Source organism: Collinsella sp. AM43-1, from assembly GCF_003467925.1.
In the GTDB taxonomy this organism is placed as follows: domain Bacteria; phylum Actinomycetota; class Coriobacteriia; order Coriobacteriales; family Coriobacteriaceae; genus Collinsella.
The window spans coordinates 1-4,431 of record NZ_QSFR01000019.1; the positions used below are offsets into that span (position 1 = coordinate 1).

Genomic DNA, 4,431 nt, shown 5'->3' on the forward strand with positions numbered 1-4,431 from the left:
ATTGTGGCCCTTGACAGTGGATTGGGTCATATGAGCGAGCGGGCTCCGGGTGCCCCAGGTTGCCGCGAAAGAGGAGGGAAGCGTACTCTATGTACGCGACCGACGATTGAGGGGCAAGATGGGGTGCCCGGGGCTCGCGCAGCGTCAACAAAAAACGCGGTTCGTTAGAACCGCGTAAGATAGTTGGAGCGGACAACGGGGCGTCTGCGTATTCGCTTCGCGGATCCGCACCGGCTTCGGCCGCCTGCCGGCGTCCTCGCCAGCTCGCTACAAACGCTCCGCGTTTGCTTAACGCTCGCTCCCTCTCGGGTTCGAGCCCAAGCGATGGGTACGAAAAAGCCCGGCTACCGTAGTAGTCGGGCTGCTGCGTTTGGAGCGGACAACGGGGCTCGAACCCGCGACCCCAACCTTGGCAAGGTTGTGCTCTACCAACTGAGCCATGTCCGCATATGTAAAACAAAACGGGCGCCGGAGCGCCCGGATGTTGCCTGGAGGCGAAGCCCGGATTCGAACCGGGGGTAAAGGCTTTGCAGGCCTCTGCCTTACCACTTGGCCACTTCGCCGAAAAAGGACCGCCTAAACGGTCCGGAAATGCAATGGAGCGGACAACGGGGCTCGAACCCGCGACCCCAACCTTGGCAAGGTTGTGCTCTACCAACTGAGCCATGTCCGCTTGCGGGTTATTAATTTACGCGAGTTGTCCAAAAGACGCAAGTACTTTTTTCAAAAAACTTGTCTGCCGCATGTTCTTAGTAGCTAAACGCGCTAAAGCGATTGGCTAGGCACACGACTCCAGCGCTCCGCTAAACAGCTTCACCATCTGCACGCGCGTGCCGGCGCCGTCCGTACGACGAGCAACCTCCACGTTATCGACGAGCATACGCATAAGCTTGATACCACGGCCGCGCTCCTCTGATGCGACCGGTTCGCTCGTTTCATCGATAGAATAGCCGGCACCTCGATCAAGCACCTCAACCACAACGCGATCGCCATAGGCCTGAACCGTCAGGACGCACCCGATACCGCCCGCATGGTCATAGGCATTACCCAGCGCCTCCCCCGACGCCAATGCGACATCGTACCGCTCGTCACGGCGCAACGGAAGCGATTCAAGGAGTTCGGCGATGCGATGTCGGTAGTATGGAAGATTCTCGATACCCTGACGGACCTCGACGCTCTTACTCCAGCGAGGCAGCTCCCCCACCGGAATGGCGGGAATAGACTCCCGTGCCGGCCCCGCGACATGAAGAATATCGACAAGACGAGCAATCTCCAAAAAGCGAACAACTTCACCTGATGCATTGACGAGCGAAAGCAGGCCTTCTCGCCTCATGAGCTCACGAGCGCGCGTAAGCAGGAATGCCAAGCCCGTCGAATCGATAAAGCTGACAGCCTGACAGTTGATGACGACACGACGCACGCCGCGGCCAATCAAAGCATCCAACCGCCGACGCAGCGCAGGCACCGTGGCGATGTCGATATCGCCTGGTGGCGTCAAAACCGCTATGTCATTCCACTCATTCATACGACCATGGTTCCCCAAAAAAGCCCACTCGATGCATTCGTTTCCCCAACCGTACGGATTCAGCCCGCCCAGCGTCGTCTATGAACGACCCCGTAAAAACTCAAGGGACACCAATGCAATGTCATCGTCCAGCGCCGATTCGGTAAATCGGTCGAGCTCGCCCAAGACCTTGCCGCAAATGCCCGACACGCCCTCACCCGAGACAGAGAGCAGAAGGTCGCGAAGGCGCTGCTCGCCAAAGAAAGCACCCGAGCGGTCACGCGCTTCGATTGTTCCGTCGGTGTACATAAATAGCATGTCACCAGGAGCGAACGTAAACACGCCTGTCTCGTACACCATGCTCTCAAAGGCACCGATTACCCCCGATTGGCATCCAAGCAGCTCGACCTCTCCCCCACGAGCCTCGCCGCCACCCAGCGGCATCGACTCTGGCCTGATGACCATGGTCGGAGGATGGCCCGCCGAACAATACGTTGCGCGTCCGGCTTTAAGGTCAATCTTGGCGATAAAGGCCGTCACGAACGTCTCGACCCTCGAAAAGCCCATAAGCATGCTATTAAGGGAGCGTGCCATGCGGGCCGGTCCAGCGCCCTCCCAGGCATATGCCGTCAGGGCCGTCTTGACGAGTGCGGACATCGATGCAGCCTCAATGCCTTTGCCAGACACATCGCCCAGAATCATGACGGCGCAATCGTCGGGAAGACGGATGAGCGTATAGAAATCGCCGCCGACCAACGCCGAGTTCGTGGCCGACAGGTACACCGAATCGGCGGCGATTCCCGGAACATCCCCCAGTGAATTTCTCATGCCAATCTGGAGGGTCTGAGCGATATGGCGCTCCTCACGCTTTTGAGATTCGCCTTCATAGATCAGTTCAAAGTCATGAGCCAAGTGCACCAAGTAGTCATATTCAAGGTCATCAATCGGCTCTTGGCTACCATCACGAAGCAGCAGCGCACGCGTCGTCGGCCCCTTCGCAACAGAAGCAGGAACGATCGCGTCGTTACTGTGCTTGCCATCGCCCTCAGGGCGCGGGCGCCCCGCCTCGATGCCGGCGTCGACGTAGAGACCCTGGCAAGGCAGGCCATGCGCCCTAAGCCAGCCTCCCATAGGCATCGATTCGTCAACGCGAGTTATACGGACGTGTTTAAGGTCCTCGGCGCTCGTGCCGCCCAAAACAGATGCCTCAAAGCCATCAGGGCCAGCCCCCAGACGTGCCGCTGGCGCCGTCGTGGAAAAGAAAAGCTTCTCGGGATCGTCCGGCAAAGCAACGCGACTGCCGCCTTCAAAATCTATGACGTAGGAATCCAGACTGGCGTCATACTCAATAGGGCAAAAATGGCAGTTGAGCATATTGCAGATCTCGGACGATACCGCCTGGGTAGCCGCGGCGGAATCGTCTAGAAAGGTAAACAACTCGTCACGCAAGACATTGAGCGAGCGGCCAAGCTCGGCCGTGCGACGGGAGCGAAGGCTCGATGCCATGCCGACCAGCTGGATAGACAGGTAATCGCAAATGACCTCGAGCACATTAACGTCATAGGCGAGCGGTGCCTGAGGGCGTTTCCAACCAACTTCCAGCACGCCAAGGATCTGCGTACCGTAAAAAACGGGAAGACAGATCTCGCTGCGGTACGGAGGCATATCCTGCATGCGCAACAGGTGCTTAGAACGATTGTCCAGATCCATGAACATACCGGAGGCGACCTTATCACCCTCAAGGTCCTGTTGAATCGACAAGCGACAGGCACGCGACTCACGAAGAACATACGTCGGAATGCCAGCGCCATACGGCAAAAACTCAGGCAGGTAGCTGTCGTACAGCTCCTTGGAAACACCGCGAAGTTTAAAACCACCGCTCTCAGAAAAATAGATAGCGGCACCCGAAGCATCGAGCGTTCCTACAAGCTGGTTCAAAACGGTATCAAGTAGGCTGGGCAGCTCATCGGAGCCCACGGTACTCATAATGACCGAGAGCGTGCCAGAGAGGCGCTTGTTCGCCACTCTAAGCTCCGAAAGCGCACGCTTGAGTTGCCGGTCGTGAGAATACTGTTCCTCGATACTGTGAAGCGCCACCAGGACACGTGGTGCGCGGCGCCCAAAGATGTGTGGAGGCGTTACGGAGCCCGCACGAACCAAGACGGGAATAAAAGAGCCGTCACTCAGCTTGAGCATCAGTTCGTTCTCGGAGCCATCAGTTTCAAATGGCAGACGATGTTCCGTCGCACGTTCAAAAGCGGACGAGTACAGGACGTCTTTAACATCTCCGCCGATGACGTCGGCGCGTTCCTCGCACATCAAACCAAGTAAGCGATTATTCACATGCAGAATGGTTCCGTCGAGCTCGCAGATGATGACAGCATCGCTCGTGATCTCGACTAGTTGGGCAACGTCTGCCCACTCGTTGCGTTCAAGCGTTTCCATCGTGGACCTCACCGTCTATCGGTAACAAAAAAGCCTCCGAAGAGGCTTCTCAAATGCGATGGTGTCGGAGGCGGGACTTGAACCCGCATGACCAAAAAGCGGTCACTAGCACCTCAAGCTAGCGCGTCTGCCAATTCCGCCACTCCGACATGCTATGTTGTTGATTCGCGGTTCGTTTTGTTGGACCCGCGCGTTCAACGAGGAAGATAATAACCTATGATTCGAGAACTGTGCAAGCACTTTTTTGAAAAAAGTTTACGAATTTGTAAATGCGCAGGTAGATCTGTATATCCGGTTCGGAATGGGGGCAGCTTCCCAGCGCGTCCTCGGGCATGCGGTACATTTTGATCCGCGCTTCGCGCTACAAAATGTACCGCCCCCTGCGGAATGCGCTGGGAAGCTGCCCCCATTCCGAACCTACGTTAACATGCTCCAGGCAAAGTTCCTAAACATATTCTGGGGCTGATAAGAATTTAGTGGGT

At 56.9% G+C, this 4,431-nt stretch carries 2 protein-coding genes and 4 tRNA genes; all 6 read right to left on the reverse strand.

Annotation, left to right across the window (positions count from 1 at the left end):
* Window positions 1-371: 371 nt before the first annotated feature.
* The 6 genes from DW925_RS08490 to DW925_RS08515 all read right to left on the reverse strand — a co-directional run bounded on the left by DW925_RS08490 (window position 372) and on the right by DW925_RS08515 (window position 4,098).
* Window positions 372-447 (reverse strand) — tRNA-Gly (locus DW925_RS08490).
* Window positions 448-489: 42 nt separating this feature from the next.
* Window positions 490-563, reverse strand: a tRNA-Cys gene (locus DW925_RS08495).
* 34 nt (window positions 564-597) lie between these two features.
* Window positions 598-673 (reverse strand) — tRNA-Gly (locus DW925_RS08500).
* Window positions 674-778: 105 nt separating this feature from the next.
* Window positions 779-1,525 (reverse strand): anti-sigma factor antagonist, encoded by a 747-nt coding sequence (locus DW925_RS08505; protein WP_055286928.1) that lies wholly within the window; start codon window positions 1,523-1,525, stop codon window positions 779-781.
* Window positions 1,526-1,603: 78 nt separating this feature from the next.
* On the reverse strand, window positions 1,604-3,949 hold the full coding sequence (locus DW925_RS08510) for a GAF domain-containing SpoIIE family protein phosphatase (RefSeq protein ID WP_117584283.1): 2,346 nt from the start codon (window positions 3,947-3,949) through the stop codon (window positions 1,604-1,606).
* Window positions 3,950-4,008: 59 nt separating this feature from the next.
* A tRNA-Leu gene (locus tag DW925_RS08515) sits at window positions 4,009-4,098 on the reverse strand.
* Between the last annotated feature and the right edge of the window lie 333 nt (window positions 4,099-4,431).